The sequence below is a fragment of the Moorena sp. SIO3I8 genome (assembly GCF_010692325.1).
In the GTDB taxonomy this organism is placed as follows: domain Bacteria; phylum Cyanobacteriota; class Cyanobacteriia; order Cyanobacteriales; family Coleofasciculaceae; genus Moorena.
On record NZ_JAAHHW010000306.1, the window covers coordinates 1 to 1,951 of the forward strand.

The window sequence follows — 1,951 nt, forward strand, 5'->3', positions numbered from 1 at the left end:
TTGTTACGGTCGATGTCCCCTATTAAGGGGAGCACCTCCGCTTCAGAACTGGGCGTGAGACTTTCACCTCACCCAGCTCCTGGGTAAACTCGGTCTATGACCGGCCTTTCGGCTTGCTCCAGTGTATCTGTTGATGGCAGCTACGATGAACTGCTAATGTGTTCTTTTTAGACCAATTGTCGTGGTTTCCATCGATGTGATGAAGATGTACAGATTCGTCTTCTAAGAGTTTCAATCCACAGAATCCGCAGGAATGGTTTTGCCTTTTCAATGCATCAGAAGTAGCATCGGAGTAGAGTCTTGAGTTTCTCTTACTCCAATAGACTAGGTCACCGTCATAAGGTGACTTAGTCCCCTTTACATTCACGTGTTGGTTCTGCTTGTAACTTACCTTTGGGAATCCTCTATCGCACAATTCATTAGCTTTGTGCCGGTTAACCTTCTTTTCTTTGCGGAATTTCCGGTTTGCGGTTAGTCTCATGAACCAGAGTTTATCCCTGCTGCTACTCATATCGCAGTTGCTATGGTAGTTACGCCATCCGCGAATGATGGGAGCTAACTTTGTGGCTTTTACTTTGGCACCATAGTTCGAGTTGTTGACTACGGTTTTAATCTTCTTACGTATATTCCGGTGGTTTTCCTCTGAGGGAATGCATCGGAATTTTCCGTTTTTCTGGACTCTGAAATTCCAGCCCAGGAGACGAAACCTTAGAATAAAGAAGCCTTAATTAATAATTTTTAACCCTTTTTTGCATAGTCTGTCGCCTGTAAAGGCTTCTTTATTCTTACGGTAACTTCATAGGAAGTCAAATCCGTCTATCGTTTTGGTCAGCTTAGTCTTTTCTTCACTGACTTCCATTCCTCGCTCTTTCAAGAACATCTTGATTTTATTCAAAATCTTCTCAGCGTCGTCTTTAGGCTTGAGGATTATTACCATGTCATCCGCGTACCGGATGCTGGTATGTATGTTCTCAATTCCGTCTAGTGCCACATTTGCTAGTAGAGGACTAACCACACCGCCTTGGGGTGTTCCTTGTTCCGGGAATTCTGGATTGATGCCTGCTTTTAAACATCTAAAAATCCCCTGTTTCAGACATGCAGGAGCTAGCAATCTATCCATAATGGAACTGTGGGAGATGCGGTCAAAGCATTTTTTGATGTCTAGTTCTATGATTCGCTTGTTTATACCGTTACTTGTAGACCTTAGGTTGAGGAATAGGCATTTTTGTGCGTCTTGCGCACATCTGCCTGTCCTAAACCCGTAGCTACGGGCATTGAACGTGGCCTCGTGGGCTGGTTCTAGGGCGAATTTAGTTAGGCATTGCCATGCACGGTCGGCTATGGTTGGTATCTTTAACACTCTTACTTTCCCATTCTTTTTAGGGATTGGAATTTCACGAAGTCGGCTATGTTTCCAGTCATTCCCATAGTCGTTCAGTGTCTCCACCAATTCCATGCGTTCTTGATAATTGAGGCTCGACTTGCCATCAATTCCAGCCGTTTTCTTCCCCTTATTTAGCTGTGTTACTTGACGGACGGCCAAGAGTTGCGCTGAACGGGATTTCAGTATCAGTTTCTGTAATGACCTAGCTTTCTTCAAGTCACCAGCTCGAACTGCTTTATACACGCGCTTCTGTAGGCGGAATAGGTTTTGGCGGAGTTTCTTCCACTTTTGTCCCTTCCATAGGTCACTAAATCTATTCGATGTGTGTCTACCCATACTCTCCATTGGTTTGTGTACCTCTGAATACCCGCAGCCAGTTTCCATTAAACTAAGCCAGGGAGTCACCTCACAGCTGACTCGTCTCCAGAACCGGACGTGAAGTCGGGTAAGGTTTGTAGATTACTCTACTCCCCTCCCCTAAGAACCGGACTTGACAGTTACCCATCATCCGGCTCAAGCCTTACTTCAAGCCTTCTGCTTGGTTTTCTTTTTGCCATGAAGAAGCTT

General features: G+C 45.0%; 1 protein-coding gene and 1 pseudogene. Both read right to left on the bottom strand.

Annotated features, from left to right (window positions below; all coding sequences use genetic code 11):
* Positions 1-94: 94 nt before the first annotated feature.
* Positions 95-715: a group II intron maturase-specific domain-containing protein gene (locus F6K51_RS36460; protein WP_365940616.1), complete on the bottom strand. Its 621-nt coding sequence runs from the start codon at positions 713-715 to the stop codon at positions 95-97.
* Positions 716-799: 84 nt separating this feature from the next.
* Positions 800-1,720: pseudogene (locus F6K51_RS36465) on the bottom strand (reverse transcriptase domain-containing protein); the annotation flags it as partial.
* Positions 1,721-1,951: the final 231 nt, after the last annotated feature.